Here is a 17,347-nt window from a genome sequence, read left to right on the forward strand (position 1 = left end):
TTCATTTACTCTGCAGGGCGGTATTGCTGCTGAACGCCTGTTAAAAACAAACGCAGTATTTGATCGTTACACACTCGGTAATGCTTGTTTTCTACCTTACGAGAAAACGCACTTAATTCGTGTTTACTTAAATCAAAGTCAACTAATGCAAGCGTTGCTATTACATCTTCTGCTTTCATGTTTAGCGCAATACGCAGCTTCATAAAAATAATATTATTATTTAGCTTACTTTCTGGTATTGGTTGCTCACCGTCACGCTTACCACGTTTGGTATTAATAAATCCGTTTAAGAACGTTGCAAACTCAGTGTCTGAAATTTTAACAAACTCTTGCTCACCCTCTTTTGTTAACCATGCAATGACTTGCTCTGTGGTTACTGTGGCCTCTGCTGCAGCAAAAATATCAACCATGGCAGTATCTGTTAAATTAAAGGTGTAGCGAAGACGGCGTAAAATATCGTTATTTGTCAAAGTAATTTCCTGAGTAAGGGGTTGTAAGGCTAACCAATAGCGCTCAACATTTTATAAGCGCGCAGTTTAACAGCTTTACAAACCCGACCCTATTATTTTAGTAAGGTTAATTGCCAAGTACCTTGGCGGGATCAACACGTGTAGCTTGCCAAGCAGGGTAAATAGTAGCAAAAATTGCTAATACAAAAGTGACTATTACAGTTATACCAATATCACTAAGTACTAATTTACTTGGTAAAAACTCAATAAAGTACACGCCTTCAAGCGGGTTAGCACCAAATAATTGGCTTAACCAAGTAAATAGTTCACTGATATTTAATGCAAGTACTACCCCAACTAAAGTACCGAGAAGCACACCAACTAAAGCCTGCGTTAAACCTTGCATTACAAAGGTAGCTAAAATAGTGCTGTCTTTAGCGCCCATGGTTTTTAAAATAGCTATATTGCCTTGTTTTTCGCGTACTTCCATGACAAGCGACGACACAATATTAAAACTCGCTACAGCAATTATTAAAAACACCACAATATAAACAATAGTGCGCACCATTTGAATATCTTGATACAAGCTGCCTTGCGTTCTAAACCAACTAGACACATAAACATAATCACTAATACTTTGCCCTACTTTGAGCGCAATTTGATGAGCCGAAAACACATCATCAACACTCAAGCGAAGCCCAGTGACTTGGCTGCTATCGTAACCTAAAACGCTTTGTGCTTTATTTAAATGAATAAACGCAGCAGTGCTATCTATTGGCCCGCCCATTTCTACTATGCCAGCTAAAGTAAGCGTTACGCGTTTAGGTGCAAGTAGTGATTGCCCTTTTTGACTTATTTGAGGAATTAATAAAGTGACATTATCGCCAATGTGAGCATCAAGCTGCACAGCTATTTGCTTACCTAAAATCACATCGTCTAGGCCAAGCTGACTTACTAAAGTACCGTGTGAAAACTGATTAACAGCCGATACATTTCCTTCGAGTGATGGTTCCACACCTCTTATTTCAACTGCTTTTAATTGGCTTTTATATTGTGCCATACCATTTACAGCTATAAATGGGGCAGCGCCTGTTACATGTGGCTGCTGCTCTAATCGCTCAACTTTTTCAGACCAATTGGCAATTGGCCTGCTTGGCGCTACATACTCAACTTGCGGCACAACACTTAATAAGCGATGCACTAATTGCTGCTCAAAGCCATTTATTACCGACAGTGAAACAATTAAAACCGCAACCCCTAGTAAGATCCCCACGGTAGAGGCTTTAGCTATGAAACTAACAAACCCGTTTTTTTCGTCTTTATGGCCTGAATATGCTCTAAAGCGTTCACTTAAAAATGCACTAAGCAACATGCTGCGACTCTTTAATTAATAATTTTCCATCGTCTAAATATGCTATTTTTCCAAGCTTATCAGCGAGTTCTAAATCATGTGTTACAACCACAAAACTGGTATTTAAGCTCTGGTTTAGCTCATTAATTAAATCGTAAATTTTAATCGCATTTTGTTTATCTAAATTACCAGTAGGTTCATCTGCAAGTACTAATGCAGGTTTAGTTACCAAAGCACGTGCTATAGCAACGCGTTGACGCTCACCACCAGAAAGTGCTGAAGGTTTATGCGCACTTCTGTGTGCAAGGCCTACTTTATCTAGCATCTCCAGCGCTTGTACTTTTGCAGCCTTTGCGCTTAACCCTTTAATAAGCAGTGGCATTGCTACGTTTTCTACGGCACTAAACTCCATTAATAAATGATGGAACTGATAAATAAAGCCTAAGTTTTGATTTCTAAATGCGGCTTGTTGCGTGCGGGAGAGCTTAGCGACCTCTTGATTTTTAATTTTTGCACTGCCTGATGTAGCGCTATCAAGGGTGCCTAAAATATGCAACAACGTACTTTTACCAGAGCCGGAGCTGCCTACAATAGCGAGCATTTCTCCTTGCTGTAGTGCTAAATCAACACCTTTTAAAACTTCAACTTGGTTGCTGCCATCTTGATAAACTTTACTTAAATTTTCGCAGCTAATAACTAAATCATTCATAACGCAGTACCTCTGCTGGTTTTACTTTTGCGGCTTTACGCGCAGGATATAAAGTAGCTAAAAAGCTCATTGCAATACTACCTAATGCAATAATAGTAAGACTTAATACATTAAATTTAACCGGAAGCTCAACCCCCGCTAATAAATTCAAGCCTACAAAAGCCAGTAGTTCGTTAATATATAAACTAAGTAGCACACCTAAAAAAGCGCCAATAGCAGTGCCTATTACACCGTTATATAAACCTTGTACCATAAATACTTTTTGCACTTGTGAGGGCGTTAAACCAAGGGTTTGTAAAATAGCGACTTCACCTTGTTTTTCGCTCACCATCATTGTAAGCGCCGAAACAATATTAAACACAGCCACGAGGACTATAAGCCCAAGCAACATAGTCATAATACGTTTTTCCATTGCTACAGCAGCAAAAAGTGTTCCTTGGGTGCTGCGCCAATCGGTATAGGTATACTCTTTTAAAATAAACTGGCTTGCTTTAATAAATTCATCAAGCTCAAAAGGCTCGTACAGCGATACGCTTAAATTAGGCGCAGTATTTGTACCTAACTTTAAAACCCGTTGTAACGATGCACCGCTTGTAAATGCAAGGGCCATGTCTATTTCAGAACCGGTTTCGTAAATAGCAGCCACTTTAAATAAACGTTGGCTAGGCACACGACCAAGGGGCGTATATGTTGAGGCATTAGGCATAATTACACGAAGCTTCTCGCCTACTCCTACCCCTAATTTTCGGCTCAAGTAACGGCTAATTGCAATGTTGTAATTACTGTTCACAACGCTTTGCCAATCACCTTGAACTATTTTATCCGTCACTTTATAAATCGAGCCGTTGTCGTCAAATAAACCTTGTAATAACACACCATGAAGGTCGTTGTTAGTTTGCAATATAGCTTCGCCGTGCCTATAAAGGCTGACATGATTTACATAAGGAGATTGCTCTAGGCTTGATTTAAGCTCTGTCATTTGTGCGTTGGTGTGTTTGTTTGCTTGAACCTCTACGTGCGGTATAAGCCCAAGCATGTTTGTTTTAAGGCTATTCTCAAAGCCATTCATTACACTACTTACAGTAAACAAAGCCATTAAACCAATAGCAATACCGGCAATAGAAAAAAACGAAATAAACGATATAAACGCGTTCCCTTTTGAGGAGCGGCTGTATCTAAGTCCTATGAATAAGCTAACCGGTTGAAACATATTATTTAAAACATTTATGTTAAAAGTGTGCGGCTATAGTAGCACGAAGTTAGCGCCATTGAATATGAACATAAATGTAAGAAATAATTTATAAATCTGAGGCTTGGCTGATTTTCCAGCAATCTATTTAGCCTATCTTATTCTTTGAGGCCGGCAACTAAATAATCCAGTAATACACGTACATTAGTAGCTACAAATTGACGCGGCGGATAAACGCCCCACACACCTTCTTGCTTAGGTTGATATGACGTTAAAATAGGCACAAGCTCCCCACTGTTAATCTCGCCCCCTATGTAGTAGTCAGGCAGTTGCACAATTCCTAAGCCTTTTTTAGCACCATCAACAAGTGCCCACCCACTATTGCACTGAAGCCTGCCAGCAATTTTAATGTGTTTTTCACGCTCACTTTCGTGTACGCGCCAATAACTGCTATTACCTATTAAGCACTGGTGATTATTTAATTCTCCCAACGTATGTGGCTCACCAAAGCGCCTTAAATACGAAGGTGATGCACACATAATAAAGCGCCGAGCACTTAGCCTTCGTGCTTTTAAACTTGAATCTTTTAAATGCCCTAAACGTATTGCTAAATCAAACCCCCCTTCTAGTAAATCTTCTTGTTCGTTACTTAGGGTGGCAATCACTTCTACTTCAGGGTGATCGTGCATAAAATTGTGCACAATAGGCATAATAAATGTCTCCCCATACATAACAGGGGCCGTTAACTTAATTTTTCCTTTAGGCGCAGTTTGATGTGTTGCAAGGCCTTGCGTAGCATCGTCCATTGCATGCTGTAAATGCTTTATTTGATGTAAAAAAATCTCACCTTCTTTTGTAAGAACAACTTTTCGGGTTGTACGCGTTAAAAGCTGGGTATTTAAACGTTGCTCAAGGGCGGTTACATGCCGGCTAATATGCGCAACCGAAAGTCCTAGCGTTTTTGCCGCAGCAGTAAAGCTCCCTTCTTCACCGACTGCTATAAATTCATCAATCCCGTCCCAACGCGCCATTATTACCATACTGTAAAAGTGTTTTAATAAATCAAAGATTATCATTATATGAGAAACAAATACAATGGTCGCATCACCCAAACAAATTGGGTCTACAATTGATATTTAATACCACTACAAAGGATAAACACATGTCTGAATTTATAAAATCAAAAGCAGCGATTGCTTGGGGCCCTAACCAACCTTTAAGCGTTGAAGAAGTTGATGTGATGATGCCTAAAAAAGGCGAAGTAATGGTAAAAATTTCTGCTACTGGTGTTTGTCATACCGATGCATTTACCTTATCAGGTGAAGATCCTGAAGGTATATTCCCCGCTATTTTAGGCCATGAAGGCGCAGGCGTTGTATATGCAGTTGGCGAAGGCGTAACAAGTGTTGAAGTGGGCGATCATGTTATTCCTTTATACACAGCTGAATGTGGCGAATGTAAAATGTGTACATCTGGCAAAACTAACTTGTGTTCAGCAGTACGTGAAACACAAGGTAAAGGCTTAATGCCAGACGGCACAACGCGCTTTTTTAAAGACGGCCAACCAATCTATCATTACATGGGCACGTCTACATTTTCTGAGTACACAGTACTGCCAGAAATTTCATTAGCTAAAGTAAACAAAGAAGCATCGCTTGAAGAAATTTGTTTACTAGGGTGTGGTGTAACAACGGGTATGGGGGCTGTAACAAACACGGCCAAAGTTAAGGCAGGCGACACAGTGGCTATATTTGGCCTTGGCGGTATTGGTTTATCAGCTATTATTGGCGCAAAAATGGCAGGCGCTAGTCGTATTATTGGTGTTGATATTAACACCAGTAAATTTGACCTTGCGACGAAACTTGGCGCAACAGATTTAATAAACCCAAAAGATTTCGACAAGCCAATTCAAGAAGTAATTGTAGAAATGACTGACGGTGGCGTTGACTACTCGTTTGAATGTATTGGTAACGTTGATGTAATGCGATCTGCTCTTGAGTGTTGTCATAAAGGTTGGGGTGAGTCAGTAATTATTGGTGTAGCCGGTGCTGGCCAAGAAATTTCTACACGTCCTTTCCAACTTGTTACTGGCCGTGTATGGCGTGGTAGTGCATTTGGTGGCGTTAAAGGTCGCTCACAACTCCCTGAAATTGTTGAACGCTACATGGCGGGTGAATTTGCCCTAAACGACTTTATTACACATACAATGAGCCTTGAAGAAATTAACGACGCGTTTGATTTAATGCACGAAGGTAAAAGTATTCGTACAGTAATTCATTACTAATACATATTACGTCACAACTCATAAGAGCCGCAAATTTAAAGGTTTGCGGCTTTTAAGGATTTTTATGTTAGAGAATATCTCAAGTACAAAAGTAGCCGGTGGTTGGCATAAGCAATATACCCATGCTGCAACAAGTACACATTGCACTATGCGCTTTGCAGTATATTTACCACCAGGTGCAAGTGAAACAAACAAAGTACCCGTGCTTTATTGGCTATCAGGTTTAACCTGTACCGACGAAAATTTTATGCAAAAAGCCGGTGCATTTAAAAAAGCTGCCGAGCTGGGTATTGCAATAGTTGCACCTGATACAAGCCCGCGTGGCGATAACGTACCAAATGAAGACAGCTACGACTTTGCACAAGGCGCAGGCTTTTACGTAAATGCCACGCAAGCACCTTACAACACACATTTTAATATGTACGACTATGTAGTTGATGAGCTACCAGCGCTTATTGAACAGCATTTTCCAATAACAAGTACAAAATCAATTAGTGGTCACTCTATGGGCGGGCACGGTGCATTAATGGTTGCACTTAAAAACCCAAAAGCCTATGTAAGTGCCTCGGCTTTTAGCCCTATTGTAAATCCGATTGAATGCCCTTGGGGTGTAAAAGCATTTACTGGTTATTTAGGAAATGATAAAGCACTTTGGGCACAATATGACAGCTGCGAGCTGATGAAAAATGCAGAGCAAGCTAATTACTTACCTATGTTAGTAAGCCAAGGCGATGCCGATGGCTTTTTACAAGAGCAACTTAAGCCAGAAAACTTAGTCGCTATTGCTGATAAAAAAGGCTACCCGCTTACACTTGAAATGCAAGCAGGCTACGATCATAGCTACTTTTTTATAAGCAGCTTTATTGACCAACACTTATTATTTCATAGTCAGTTTTTGACTGCGTAGTCTCTTTAGTGTGTAGTTCTGACTTATCTACTTCTACACACTCTTTTAATACTCTACTCACTTGCCTACATACTTGTACAGTATCACCCTCACCTTTTACTAAATCGATTAGTAATGAATCTATTTTCAACCCTACATCGGTAAAATTAAACCCATTTTTATCTGTAGGTATAGGTTCGAGTGGATTTTTATAAGGCTCTGAACGAGCAGAAATACTGCTATATTGATTTTCACGTGCATTTGACTGTGCTTGCCCGTCAATTATGGCGCCAGCCACAGTGCAACCACTTAGGTAAATAATACATAAAAATATAATTAGCGTTCTCATAATTCATCCAGGTCAAAGCATTACCTAAATTATATACAACTTTGAAAGCAGCATTGTAAGAATATGTAATATTAAACATTTTACATATCGTGACTTAGGTATTTTGACGCAACTAGACTCAAATTTATTTCTTAAAATAAGTCGCTGTTTTTCACATAACTATAATGGTAAATATTGAAAATAAGTGTAAATGGCTATGTAAACTTTTCAGACTTCAATAATCCAACTTGTCAAAAATCATTTAAGCAATTGATTTATAGCAATTTAAATTTTGGCTTGTCCTTTGCTATAAGTTTTCATACTTTAGCAATAGGAATCGTTATGGAAATTGATTTACAGTGGAACGAAATCATCGATAATTTAATTCACCTAGGGATAGCCTATTTGCTCGCCCTACCTATGGCTTACGATAGAGAGCGTAGCCACGATGGTGCAGGATTAAGAACCTTCCCTTTAGTTGCCGTAGCATCGTGTGGCTATGCCGTAATAGCTATGTCGGTACTAGAAGGTGCAGAGGCGCAATCTAAAATGCTGCAAGGCATAATAACAGGTATTGGCTTTATTGGCGGTGGTGCAATTTTAAAAAATAACAAATCTACGTCAGGCACGGCTACTGCAGCCAGTATTTGGAATATGGGTTTAATTGGTATAGCTGTCGCATATAACCGTTATGAAATCGCCATTGTGTTAGCTGTCATTAATTTTATCACTCTTAGATACGTTAAAAAGTTTAAGTAATCGAACATATTAATAATCGAGCAAATAACTTGTTTTAAAAAATCATCCTGTAGGTGATATAAAGTTTGTTATACCCATACTCGCGTGACGTTATTATATAACATATAATACCGGCAAATTTTTAACGCCTGTTTGAGCTCAGTAATGTCAACCCTAAACTCAACGCCTCGATTACATCACATTGATTTACTTCGAGGTATTATCATTATTTTTATGGTCATAGATCATGGCATGTATTACTGCCTAAACTATTCAGTGACCGATCCGATGACTATTCCGGGAACCGATCCGCTAACCTTTTTCACCCGTTTTGTTTCACACTTTTGTGCGCCGCTTTTTGTATTTTTAGCGGGCCTTTCGGCAGCCATAACCGAACATAAGTACGTCTCAACTAAAGCGTTTGCACATAACTTAATTGTTCGAGGGCTAGTGCTTATAATATTCGAATTTACAATCGTCTCATGGTCGTGGAGCTTTAATCCATTATTTCCAATGTTATACGCACAAGTTATTTGGGCTATTGGTTGGGGCTTTGTAATGCTGGGGCTGCTTCGTTTAGTTGGCTTATATTCTGTATTTATAGCGGGTTTGCTATTAGTGTTTGGCCACAATATGTTTGATGATGTAAGTTTTGAGCCAAATACTCTAGCAAATACGCTTTGGTCTATAGCTCATCAAAAAAATGTACTCGAACTGCCTTTTGGCTTTAAAATAAGAACAACCTACCCTGTAGCTCCCATTGTAGGCTTAATGGCGCTTGCTTATTGCGCTGGCGCTTATTACAAAGCAAAACAATACAGTGCAAAAGCAATGAACCACGCAGCTTTACTCGGTGCAAGTTGCTTAGCGTTATATGCAGTGCTACGCGGGTTTAATTTATACGGTGATACATCAACATTTACTATTCACAGTAATACTTTTGACACCATTATGTCGTTTTTAAACCCAACCAAATACCCGCTATCATTACAGTTTATGCTGTTAACGGTGGGCTTGGGGCTTATAGCACTTAAGCTTTTAAATAATGTTAAAGCTGACTTTTCACGTGGATTTTTACAAGTACTTGGCAAAACAAGTATGTTTTCATACCTTGTACATTTGTATTTGTTGCATGCACTAGCGTGGTTGCTTATCCCTGTTTTAGGGCTTAATTTTAGCGATATGACCTACGGTGAAACTCTTGTTGGTTTACCGCGAGGGTATGGAATGAGCTACGTAGCTACACTTACTTTTATAGCCGTTGTTATTGGGCTTACCACTTTACTTGCTAAACGCTACATTATTTGGAAACGAAATAACAAACACAGCTTAATTGCCAAATATATATAGAAATTACTTCTCTAAGTAGTAAATTATAGACATGAAAAAGGCGCTTTAAAAGCGCCTTGGGATTCAAGTATGTGTGCTTAAAACATATCTTGATAGGAATGGTTTGCACTAAACGAAATTGCTTTCTCAAAACCTGGAAGCTCAATACCATCTTCGCCTATTACAATGTCGTTATCGTCAATGGCGCCATCACCAAAACGATATACTAATTCGTACTTACCAAGGTCAGCCTGTGCTTTATAGGTATTTTGCGAAGCAGCAACAGATCTATTTTTATCTGCATAATTACTCATAACCTCATCACCGTGGCGTTTAGCAAGCATTTGCATTGTTACTTTAGCGCTAAGTACAGTGGCTGTGGCGTTATTACCGCCAAAGCCTTTTGAGTTTATAAAGGCTATGTCCATATCGCCGCAATCGTAATGACTGTTACGTATATCTAAGTGATCTGCATAAACATCGTCAGCAACTTTATCAATAGTCGTAATGCCCGGCATAATATTATGGCTAAATACACCCAGCGCAATCGCCAGCTGATCGCCACTAGCAGGTGCAATTGTATGCCCTACATAAGCTTTTGGCGCTGTGACTTTCCAGCTATCAATAGCAAAGGTTTGCGCTACTTTATGATAAATAAGTGACTCGGTTACTCTGTTTTGTGGTGTGCTAGAACCATGCGCTAAAATAAAGCTGCGGTTTTGTAGTGCGTCTTTACCTAATAAGCTTGTTGCCAATGCCGCAGATTTAGCCATGGTAATGTAATTACCCGGGCCCGGTGAGGTGATTGATTTTTTAATGCCATCGGCATTTACAAATACATCAGGTACTGAGCCCATAATATCTGCACCAAGCTCCAGTGCTAATGCATCATCCATTAAAATAGTCACTTGTGCACCTTCACCTAATGTAAAACCACAGTTTTCGCCAAATGGGCGGCTGCTTTTACGGTAATCGGGCTCTTGTTCACTGCTTAAGTTATCTAAACGGCGCAGACCTTCAACATTTGCAAGGGCGCTCATATTACCAAAGCCTTCAACTACTTCAGGCGTTATAGCGCATTCAACACTTGCAACAACCGCAACACGGGTGCGCCCTGCTTGAATATCGTTTACTGCAGCGCGTAAGTTATATAAAAATGTTGCACATGCCCCCGAGGTAGAAAACGTAGTACCTACATTTCCTGTAACGTACGCGTTTATAAAATCAGTCGACATCGTGTTTAAACCAAGCGCTAATTGCTTAGTACTAACGCGATCGCCCTGCTGACGCGCTTTAACTAAACCACCTAATCCTTTATCGTCCATTTGGCCAATAACCGAGGCTGAATAAGTGCCAATTTTATCTGGCTCTACGCTATTCATTATGCGTTGCCAGTCAAGTCCAGTAGACTTGATAGCGTCGTTTGCTGCAAATATAGTGGCTTGCAAACCGCGTGGCTGATAACGGCTGTTATACATAATTGATGGATCAAACCCCGTAGGAAACTGCCCCGCCGATTTAATTGGGTTATCACGTGTAGAATCAAGCTTTACGTCTAGCTCTGCGGCTATCGTTACTTTTACTTTTTTGCCCTCAAGCTCTTGTACACTCCAGCTTGCAGGCACAGGAGTTGGTAAATCACGAGCGCGAGTTTCAAATACAATTGCGTTTTCGTCAGACGACTTTAACGTCATTTTTTGCTGCCAAGGCGTGGCATCTGCATCAAAATGTCCTTTTTCAATTTTACGAATAAGCGTCCCAGCAATAATTTGCTCACCAAAGCGTGCTTCTATGTCGCTTTGCTCAACATTATTACCGTTTGTATCTTGTAATTGACCATCAACAACGCTTACCAAGTTCATTAATGTGGCGAGGCCTAAAAATGTTTCACTGCGATCTTGTGCGTTTAATGCATCTAACACGATACGGCGGTAACCTTGATGGAAAGAAGTTCGGCCTGCAGCGTTTATACCGCCCATGCCTACAATTACAGGTAATGCTGTCATAATTAACCTTTAAAGCGTGTTATTGGAGAAGCACACAGTTTAAATGGATTAACCACAGCGCTTTGTGCTTTAATAGCCAAATATTCAGCATTAAAGGCCAAAAAGTACTGGTCGGAGCTTTGAGATGAATAAAAATTTGCTTAATCCCGCATTAAATATTGCAATTAGTGTGTACCCACACTTACTTATTACCAGCTTAACGCTACCCATTGAAATGCTAAGAGCCGGCGAAGCCTATGCAAAAGGCCATTTAAACCAAGCTGATTTTAGACCGCTTAGTATAAATTTAATTGCTAAAAATAATGAACCAATACAAAACCGTACTGGCCTTGCTATAGTCCCCGATTGCACAACTGACAACGCACCGTATAACGATTTAATTATAGTTCCCGGCATATGGCGAAACCCTCGCCCTGTTGTTCGCACTAATAAAGAAATTGTTGAATGGCTACAAGAAAGCTTTGAAACTGGCAGTCATATAATTGGTGTGGGTACTGGTAACTGCTTAGTTGCAGAGGCAGGGTTACTTGATGGGCACCCTGCTACAACCCATTGGCATTATGCAAAACAATTTAGCCTCGACTACCCATTGGTAAGCCTAAAACCCGACTTTTTTATAACCCAATCTGAGCGCATGTATACGGTGGCAAGCTTAAATGCACTTGCCGATGTGATCGTACATATTATTAGCCAATATTACGGCAAAGCAGCTGCGCAGCACGTAGAACGTAACTTTTCGCACGAAGTACGTAAACCTTACGAAGATCAGCGCTACCTTGAAGGCGCGGTTGACCGCCACCCAGATGAACTAATAGCGCAAATTCAGTTTTGGCTTAAAACTAATTTAGCCAGCGAGTTAAACTTACAAGAAGTAGCGGCACAATTTAGTTTAAGCTACCGTACCTTTACACGACGTTTTAAGCTTGCAACTAATCAAAGCCCTATAGAATATTGGCAGCAATTACGGGTTGAAGGTGCTAAAGAGTTATTAGCTTCATCTAATTTAACTATTCAAGAAGTGGCGCTTGAGGTGGGCTATAACGACCAAGGCCATTTAACTCGCGTGTTTAAAAAAGTGCTAAGCCAAACGCCAAGCGAGTACAGAAAAGTAGTGAGAAAAAAATTATTTGGCTAACACATACCAGCTATTAAGTGGCTTTTATTGTTATATAAATTACACTATTACCTAAAACCCGATTCAGGTTATTGTATGAGCGATGAAATAAAAAAACAGCTTTTTGAGCAACAAAGTGATGGCTCTATCGACGAAAAATTATTACGCCTGCTTTCGCTTGTGCGCAAACACCTAAAAATGGATGTTGCGTTTATATCGGAGTTTACAAAAACAGATCGCGTTTTTAAAGTGGTCGATAACCAAACCAACAACGCCTGTGTATCAGTTGGTAATTCAGATCCTATTTGCCAAACATATTGCAAAAAAATCTCAGATAACGAACTTGAACCTATCATACCCAACACGCATAAACACCCAATTACTAAGGCTATGCCAGTTACCAAAAAGTTAAATATAGGCTCATATATAGGTGTCCCTATAGTTTTAGCATCAGGTAAAATTTATGGCACCTTTTGCTGCTATAAAACGATATTTGATAACAATTTAGATAATAAAGATTTGGCGTTTTTAAAGCTTATATCAGAGCTTGCTAGCGAGCTAATAGAGCAAAAAGCACAATCTGATACATTAAGTATTGAAACAAAAATACTCATTGAAAATATTATAAAAACAAAAGCCATCACTATTTATTTTCAGCCCATTTTTAACCTAGCGACTAACCGGCTATCGGGTTATGAATCGCTTTCTCGATTTTTTACCGAGCCTTACAAAACACCCGATGTATGGTTTAAACATGCCGATAATTTAGGGCTAGGTGAAGCACTAGAAATACTTGCTATACACAATACCCTGCACTGCATGGATGAACTAGCCCCCCATGCCTACATAACCATTAATACATCGCCAGCGCATATATTATCGGGTGCAATTAATAACGTATTAAATGATGTAGATTGCACCAGAATAATATTAGAAGTGACTGAACACTCTCCTATTACAAATTACCAGGCTATGCGCGCTGCACTTGAGCCATTAAGAGCAAAAGGTGTAAAACTAGCAATAGACGATGTAGGCGCTGGGTTTTCGTCTTTTCAGCATATATTAGAATTAGAAGCCGATATTATAAAGCTTGATATTAGCCTTACCCAAAATATAAATAACGACCGTAGAAAGTTTTTATTAGCAAAGGCGCTATGTGGTTTTGCAAAAGCAATTAATTGCTCAATAGTTGCAGAGGGGATTGAAAATCAAGAAGAATTAAGCACACTTAGAAAGCTAGGCGTTGATAACGTACAAGGTTATTTTATTGGTCGCCCCGCGCCAATTAACGAGGCAATAGAGTATCAAGCAGTCACGCTTTAACTAGGGCGTGTTGATCTTTGCGGATTGAAATTTGTTCAATCTAGGGGCGATTAAATCGCGGCGCGAGGTTTGTAACCTAGTGGGCTAAGTAAAAATCGAGCAAAGCTTCCGCATCCTGCTCACGCCCCTTACCTACATCCATGTAGGCAACAAAGAGTTTATCGCCCCTAGGAAGAACCCGAAGGGCAGCACATGTTTAGCATTTATGCTGCGTTATCGCCTATTTATGTGGAATAACCACACTTCATAGGCTCTGCCTTGCCTAAAAACCAAACATACTGCTGCAAATTCAACCATCAAAGATCAACACGCCCTAATACATTTTAACGTAGTACGCCACTAAATTAGTGGCGTTCTGTGTCGTTAAACTCTTTTCGGTAGTAACGCTTTTGATAGCTTTTTACTTTAGTATGGACGCCTTTACTTAAGCTTTTAAATTTTGCTTCAAGTACATCTACACCATATAAAATACCGACCACCAGCACTGAAAGTTTAATAGCAGCGCCTAAATTGTCTGTAGCTATCATTACGCCAATTGAGGCAAGCACCCAAATGGTTGCAGCTGAGGTAACCCCTACAACGGCTCCGTTTTTTGCAAGCATAACACCAGCACCTAAAAAGCCAATGCCTGTAATTATTTGCCCCACTACACGAGAATGATCAATTACATCCCCTTGTAAGTTAAACGCGGTCGATAAAAACAAATACGTGCCCAGCGTTATTAAAGCTGAGGTACGAATACCCACAGGTTTACCGCGTAACTGGCGCTCTAACCCAATTATGGCACCGCAAAAAGCGGCGGTGCCAATGGCTGCCCACGAATAAGGGGCTACATCAATTAAATCTAAAAAAGTCACTCTTTACATTAAACCTATTAATTATTAGCAATGGCCACTGCGGTTCTTAGCCGTTGGCCACCAAATGCTGACATTTTACTAAAATCACTGCGCGCTATAGGTACGTACTGGCAATCTATTGCGAGTTGTTTGTCGCTTCCTGGCTCACAAAATGGGTCGTGAACATACACGCAGTGCTCATCAAGGTGGGTAACGCACACCCAATGAGGTGATTTTTTACCATCAAAACTGTATGTGCTAATTAATAACAGCACACTAAAGCCTTGACTTAACCACTGTTCAATATGCTCAAGCTCAACATCTTTATAGCTAAGTGCTATATTTGCCTGTGCAATACCCTCTACAAATTGTTGATGCACTGTTGAAAGCACCACTTTTTTGTTCTCATTGCGTACGCCATCTAAAAACAACGGCTCTGTGGTATTAACCATGACCTCGCTTTTAAAGCCGCGTTTGTTAGCGGCAAGTGCTAGACCAAACGGATGGCAACCACCATGCCCCGAGGTCATAAAAATGGTGGTACCTTCACGCCACAGTGCCAGCTCGTGTGATTGGCTAAGCTCCGTTGTTGGCTTTAGTGCTCCCATTGCCATTAATAACGCCGTAGGCCCACAGGTAAACTCGGTCGTTTGCTGATACCACGGTGTTAATCGCACTAATTTAAGCTCACTCGTTTGGCGAATATTTTTTTGCATTCGCAGCGCATCACTGTGATCGTCATAATAATCACTATATTGCCCAAACACTCTGTAACCCAAACTTTTATAAAGCCCAATGGCACTTCCGTTATTTACGGCCACTTCTAATCGTAGGTAAATTCGCCCACGTTCGCTGGTTTGTTTTTCAAGCGCTGCTAATAGCATTTTGGCAATGCCTTTACCTTGCATTTGGGGTAATACCGCAAGCGAATATAAACGCGCCAAACGCGTGCCTTTATGGCACCACACAAGCCCATATCCACATAGTTGCTCGCCATTTTCTGCAACGAGCAAAATACCGTGCTTAGCATTTAACCAGCGCTTTAAACTGCGCGGGCTCAATTTATCGTTATAAAAGCAAGCGTTTTCAACGTCAATCAGTGCAATTAAATCACTACTAATTGCCTTTCGAATAACAAGGTTACTCATGTTATTACCCACGGCCTCGTGCTTCTAAACGTTGTTTAAATTCATCCATAATGATCATGTATAGCTCATCGCCTAAATAGCCGTCTTCAACTTTGTGATCAATACTTGGATTGTCATTTACTTCAAGCACATAAGCACGGCCCTGATGTTCTTTAACATCTACGCCATATAACCCTTTACCCACTGTTTTACACGCTTTTAAAGCGGCCTCTAATACGGCTTTTGGTAACTCAAAGGTAGGTAGCGTTTCAAAACCACCAGAGAAAAACCGTTTAGCATCGTGATTATAAATTTGCCAATGGTTTCGTGCCATTAAGTAGCGACACGCATAAATAGCGCGGCCATTTAATACACCTACTCGCCAATCGTATTCTGTGTACATGTATTCTTGTGCAAGTACCAATGCGCTATATTCAAACAGCTCGGTTAATTTAGCTTCAAGCTCACTGCGGTTTGCAACTTTAAACACCCCTTTTGAGAACGACCCTTCAGGCATTTTTAAAACCAGCGGATAGGTAAACGCCTCTTCTAATTGCTCAAGCGTTTGCGCTGATTTATCAGCCACTACCACGGTTTTTAAACTAGGCACTTTTTGATAATTAAACGCATCGTGTAAATACACTTTATTACAACAACGTAAAATAGACTCAGCATCATCAATTACCACTAAACCTAGGCTTTGCGCTTTGCTTGCAAGGCGATACGTTGAGTGGTCAATCGCTGTTGTTTGGCGAATAAATAACGCATCAAACTGGGCAATATTGTCTATTTCTTCAAAGCTTAATGCTTGTGCATTAATACCATGTTTAGCCGCTGCTTTTATAAAACGGGCAATGGCGTCTTTATCACTCGGTGGTACTTTTTCGTTATGATCAACAAGTATTGCCATATCCCATCTAAAACGGCGTTGCACATTTCCAATGCGCCATTGTGTTTGGGTAAACGTATTTAGTTTTGCTACAAAATTGCTGTATTGCTCCTCGTTTAAAGAGCAAAGCGAACCTTGCTGTAACAAACCTTGCTCATCTACAAATAAAATAGGCGCTGGGTATTGTTTAAATACCGATTTAGCCGCTTTACTCTGTAATTCATTTAGCGCATTACCAAAATATACTGCGCCATCAATTTGACCAACATTTAACATAGGTGCTTGGCCGCCTCGAAGCGCGTTTATTGTTTTAACACTGGGTAATACTTGGTGTTTGCGGGCCTCTGCAAGCAACGAGCAATAATAACCCTTACTCAAGTATTGGCTTGAGTCGCATAAATTAATAATGCGGGTTTTAGGTTCATTATGTTTTGGGTAATCACGTAAGTAACTATTAAACGTAATTACATTTTCGAACAATTGAGCAAGTGTTTGCTCGTTGTTATCAACCACTATTAAGGTTTTAAACACGACTTTTCCTAGTTAAGTCAAAATATAAAAAGCATGCCTAATAAAATACTCAGCACTATAAATAGAAACACCCATCGTACTAAGTGAGCATTGCGCGTATCACTCAACACGATGGGTGCTTTAACAAATACCTACTGTAAGTGTTAGCGCTTAAATTGCTTAAGCGACATCTGCTTTATATGCCCTTTTTAAAAACCATACAAACGAGATATTTTTAGCGTGAAGATAAAAAATATTGATTAACTATATTTTCCTATT

The 17,347-nt window shown here is 40.0% G+C and carries 16 protein-coding genes; 6 read left to right on the forward strand and 10 right to left on the reverse strand.

Going from position 1 to position 17,347, the window contains the following annotated elements; all coding sequences use genetic code 11:
- Window positions 1-5 precede the first annotated feature (5 nt).
- From J8L73_RS07350 to J8L73_RS07370, 5 genes are all read right to left on the reverse strand, one after another.
- On the reverse strand, window positions 6-470 hold the full coding sequence (locus J8L73_RS07350) for a DUF1456 family protein (protein WP_211000165.1): 465 nt from the start codon (window positions 468-470) through the stop codon (window positions 6-8).
- 106 nt (window positions 471-576) lie between these two features.
- Window positions 577-1,821 carry a lipoprotein-releasing ABC transporter permease subunit gene (locus J8L73_RS07355; RefSeq protein WP_211015776.1) on the reverse strand — a complete coding sequence of 415 codons (1,245 nt, stop codon included), beginning with the start codon at window positions 1,819-1,821 and terminating at the stop codon, window positions 577-579.
- Window positions 1,811-2,509 carry a lipoprotein-releasing ABC transporter ATP-binding protein LolD gene (lolD, locus tag J8L73_RS07360; RefSeq protein ID WP_211015778.1) on the reverse strand — a complete coding sequence of 233 codons (699 nt, stop codon included), beginning with the start codon at window positions 2,507-2,509 and terminating at the stop codon, window positions 1,811-1,813. The genes J8L73_RS07355 and lolD overlap by 11 nt, the downstream gene beginning before the upstream one ends.
- Window positions 2,502-3,719 carry a lipoprotein-releasing ABC transporter permease subunit gene (locus J8L73_RS07365; RefSeq protein WP_211015780.1) on the reverse strand — a complete coding sequence of 406 codons (1,218 nt, stop codon included), beginning with the start codon at window positions 3,717-3,719 and terminating at the stop codon, window positions 2,502-2,504. Before J8L73_RS07365 ends, lolD begins: the two co-directional genes overlap by 8 nt.
- Before the next feature lie 137 nt (window positions 3,720-3,856).
- Window positions 3,857-4,729, reverse strand: coding sequence for a LysR family transcriptional regulator (locus J8L73_RS07370; protein WP_211015782.1), 873 nt, complete (start codon window positions 4,727-4,729; stop codon window positions 3,857-3,859).
- A 131-nt stretch (window positions 4,730-4,860) separates the two neighbouring features.
- Here J8L73_RS07370 and J8L73_RS07375 point away from each other — a divergent pair, with 131 nt between their 5' ends.
- Complete coding sequence (locus tag J8L73_RS07375; RefSeq protein ID WP_211000170.1) at window positions 4,861-5,982, forward strand: S-(hydroxymethyl)glutathione dehydrogenase/class III alcohol dehydrogenase; 1,122 nt, start codon at window positions 4,861-4,863, stop codon at window positions 5,980-5,982.
- A 64-nt stretch (window positions 5,983-6,046) separates the two neighbouring features.
- A complete protein-coding gene (gene fghA / locus J8L73_RS07380) occupies window positions 6,047-6,889 on the forward strand; it encodes an S-formylglutathione hydrolase (RefSeq protein WP_211015783.1) in 843 nt (280 codons plus the stop codon).
- On the opposite strand, the gene J8L73_RS07385 is transcribed toward fghA, so the two are convergent.
- Entirely contained in the window at window positions 6,843-7,217 is a 375-nt protein-coding gene (locus tag J8L73_RS07385) for a hypothetical protein (protein WP_211015785.1), read from the reverse strand. The genes fghA and J8L73_RS07385 overlap by 47 nt on opposite strands.
- Window positions 7,218-7,538: 321 nt before the next feature.
- On the opposite strand from J8L73_RS07385, the gene J8L73_RS07390 reads away from it, so the two are divergent.
- Window positions 7,539-7,955, forward strand: coding sequence for an MgtC/SapB family protein (locus J8L73_RS07390; protein WP_211000173.1), 417 nt, complete (start codon window positions 7,539-7,541; stop codon window positions 7,953-7,955).
- 144 nt (window positions 7,956-8,099) lie between these two features.
- The gene (locus J8L73_RS07395) at window positions 8,100-9,284 is read left to right on the forward strand and encodes a heparan-alpha-glucosaminide N-acetyltransferase domain-containing protein (protein ID WP_211015787.1); all 1,185 of its coding nucleotides are present in this window, start codon (window positions 8,100-8,102) and stop codon (window positions 9,282-9,284) included.
- A 77-nt stretch (window positions 9,285-9,361) separates the two neighbouring features.
- Here the strand turns inward: J8L73_RS07395 and J8L73_RS07400 are convergent, their stop codons facing one another.
- Window positions 9,362-11,269 (reverse strand): beta-ketoacyl synthase, encoded by a 1,908-nt coding sequence (locus J8L73_RS07400; protein ID WP_211015789.1) that lies wholly within the window; start codon window positions 11,267-11,269, stop codon window positions 9,362-9,364.
- A 124-nt stretch (window positions 11,270-11,393) separates the two neighbouring features.
- On the opposite strand from J8L73_RS07400, the gene J8L73_RS07405 reads away from it, so the two are divergent.
- Both J8L73_RS07405 and J8L73_RS07410 read left to right on the forward strand, forming a co-directional pair.
- On the forward strand, window positions 11,394-12,404 hold the full coding sequence (locus J8L73_RS07405) for a helix-turn-helix domain-containing protein (RefSeq protein ID WP_211015791.1): 1,011 nt from the start codon (window positions 11,394-11,396) through the stop codon (window positions 12,402-12,404).
- 75 nt (window positions 12,405-12,479) lie between these two features.
- Window positions 12,480-13,706 (forward strand): EAL domain-containing protein, encoded by a 1,227-nt coding sequence (locus J8L73_RS07410; RefSeq protein WP_211015793.1) that lies wholly within the window; start codon window positions 12,480-12,482, stop codon window positions 13,704-13,706.
- Window positions 13,707-14,050: 344 nt separating this feature from the next.
- On the opposite strand, the gene J8L73_RS07415 is transcribed toward J8L73_RS07410, so the two are convergent.
- From J8L73_RS07415 to J8L73_RS07425, 3 genes are read right to left on the reverse strand one after another with little or no spacing between them, the layout of a single operon-like run.
- Window positions 14,051-14,563, reverse strand: a complete 513-nt coding sequence (locus tag J8L73_RS07415) for an MgtC/SapB family protein (RefSeq protein WP_211015795.1) — start codon at window positions 14,561-14,563, stop codon at window positions 14,051-14,053.
- Window positions 14,564-14,580: 17 nt separating this feature from the next.
- Complete coding sequence (locus tag J8L73_RS07420; protein ID WP_211015797.1) at window positions 14,581-15,690, reverse strand: GNAT family N-acetyltransferase/peptidase C39 family protein; 1,110 nt, start codon at window positions 15,688-15,690, stop codon at window positions 14,581-14,583.
- 4 nt (window positions 15,691-15,694) lie between these two features.
- Window positions 15,695-17,089, reverse strand: coding sequence for a RimK family protein (locus J8L73_RS07425; RefSeq protein WP_211015799.1), 1,395 nt, complete (start codon window positions 17,087-17,089; stop codon window positions 15,695-15,697).
- Window positions 17,090-17,347: the final 258 nt, after the last annotated feature.

The organism is Pseudoalteromonas sp. MMG006 (assembly GCF_018101025.1).
GTDB lineage: Bacteria > Pseudomonadota > Gammaproteobacteria > Enterobacterales > Alteromonadaceae > Pseudoalteromonas.

Bases quoted from the DNA above. Each gene is read 5' to 3' on its own strand.
- J8L73_RS07365 (WP_211015780.1), bottom strand. From the start codon at position 3,719: ATGTTTCAACCGGTTAGCTTATTCATAGGACTTAGATACAGCCGCTCC.
- J8L73_RS07395 (WP_211015787.1), top strand. From the start codon at position 8,100: ATGTCAACCCTAAACTCAACGCCTCGATTACATCACATTGATTTACTT.
- J8L73_RS07420 (WP_211015797.1), bottom strand. From the start codon at position 15,690: ATGAGTAACCTTGTTATTCGAAAGGCAATTAGTAGTGATTTAATTGCA.
- J8L73_RS07370 (WP_211015782.1), bottom strand. From the start codon at position 4,729: ATGGCGCGTTGGGACGGGATTGATGAATTTATAGCAGTCGGTGAAGAA.
- fghA (WP_211015783.1), top strand. From the start codon at position 6,047: ATGTTAGAGAATATCTCAAGTACAAAAGTAGCCGGTGGTTGGCATAAG.
- J8L73_RS07390 (WP_211000173.1), top strand. From the start codon at position 7,539: ATGGAAATTGATTTACAGTGGAACGAAATCATCGATAATTTAATTCAC.
- J8L73_RS07405 (WP_211015791.1), top strand. From the start codon at position 11,394: ATGAATAAAAATTTGCTTAATCCCGCATTAAATATTGCAATTAGTGTG.
- J8L73_RS07355 (WP_211015776.1), bottom strand. From the start codon at position 1,821: ATGTTGCTTAGTGCATTTTTAAGTGAACGCTTTAGAGCATATTCAGGC.
- J8L73_RS07385 (WP_211015785.1), bottom strand. From the start codon at position 7,217: ATGAGAACGCTAATTATATTTTTATGTATTATTTACCTAAGTGGTTGC.
- J8L73_RS07375 (WP_211000170.1), top strand. From the start codon at position 4,861: ATGTCTGAATTTATAAAATCAAAAGCAGCGATTGCTTGGGGCCCTAAC.
- J8L73_RS07410 (WP_211015793.1), top strand. From the start codon at position 12,480: ATGAGCGATGAAATAAAAAAACAGCTTTTTGAGCAACAAAGTGATGGC.
- lolD (WP_211015778.1), bottom strand. From the start codon at position 2,509: ATGAATGATTTAGTTATTAGCTGCGAAAATTTAAGTAAAGTTTATCAA.
- J8L73_RS07400 (WP_211015789.1), bottom strand. From the start codon at position 11,269: ATGACAGCATTACCTGTAATTGTAGGCATGGGCGGTATAAACGCTGCA.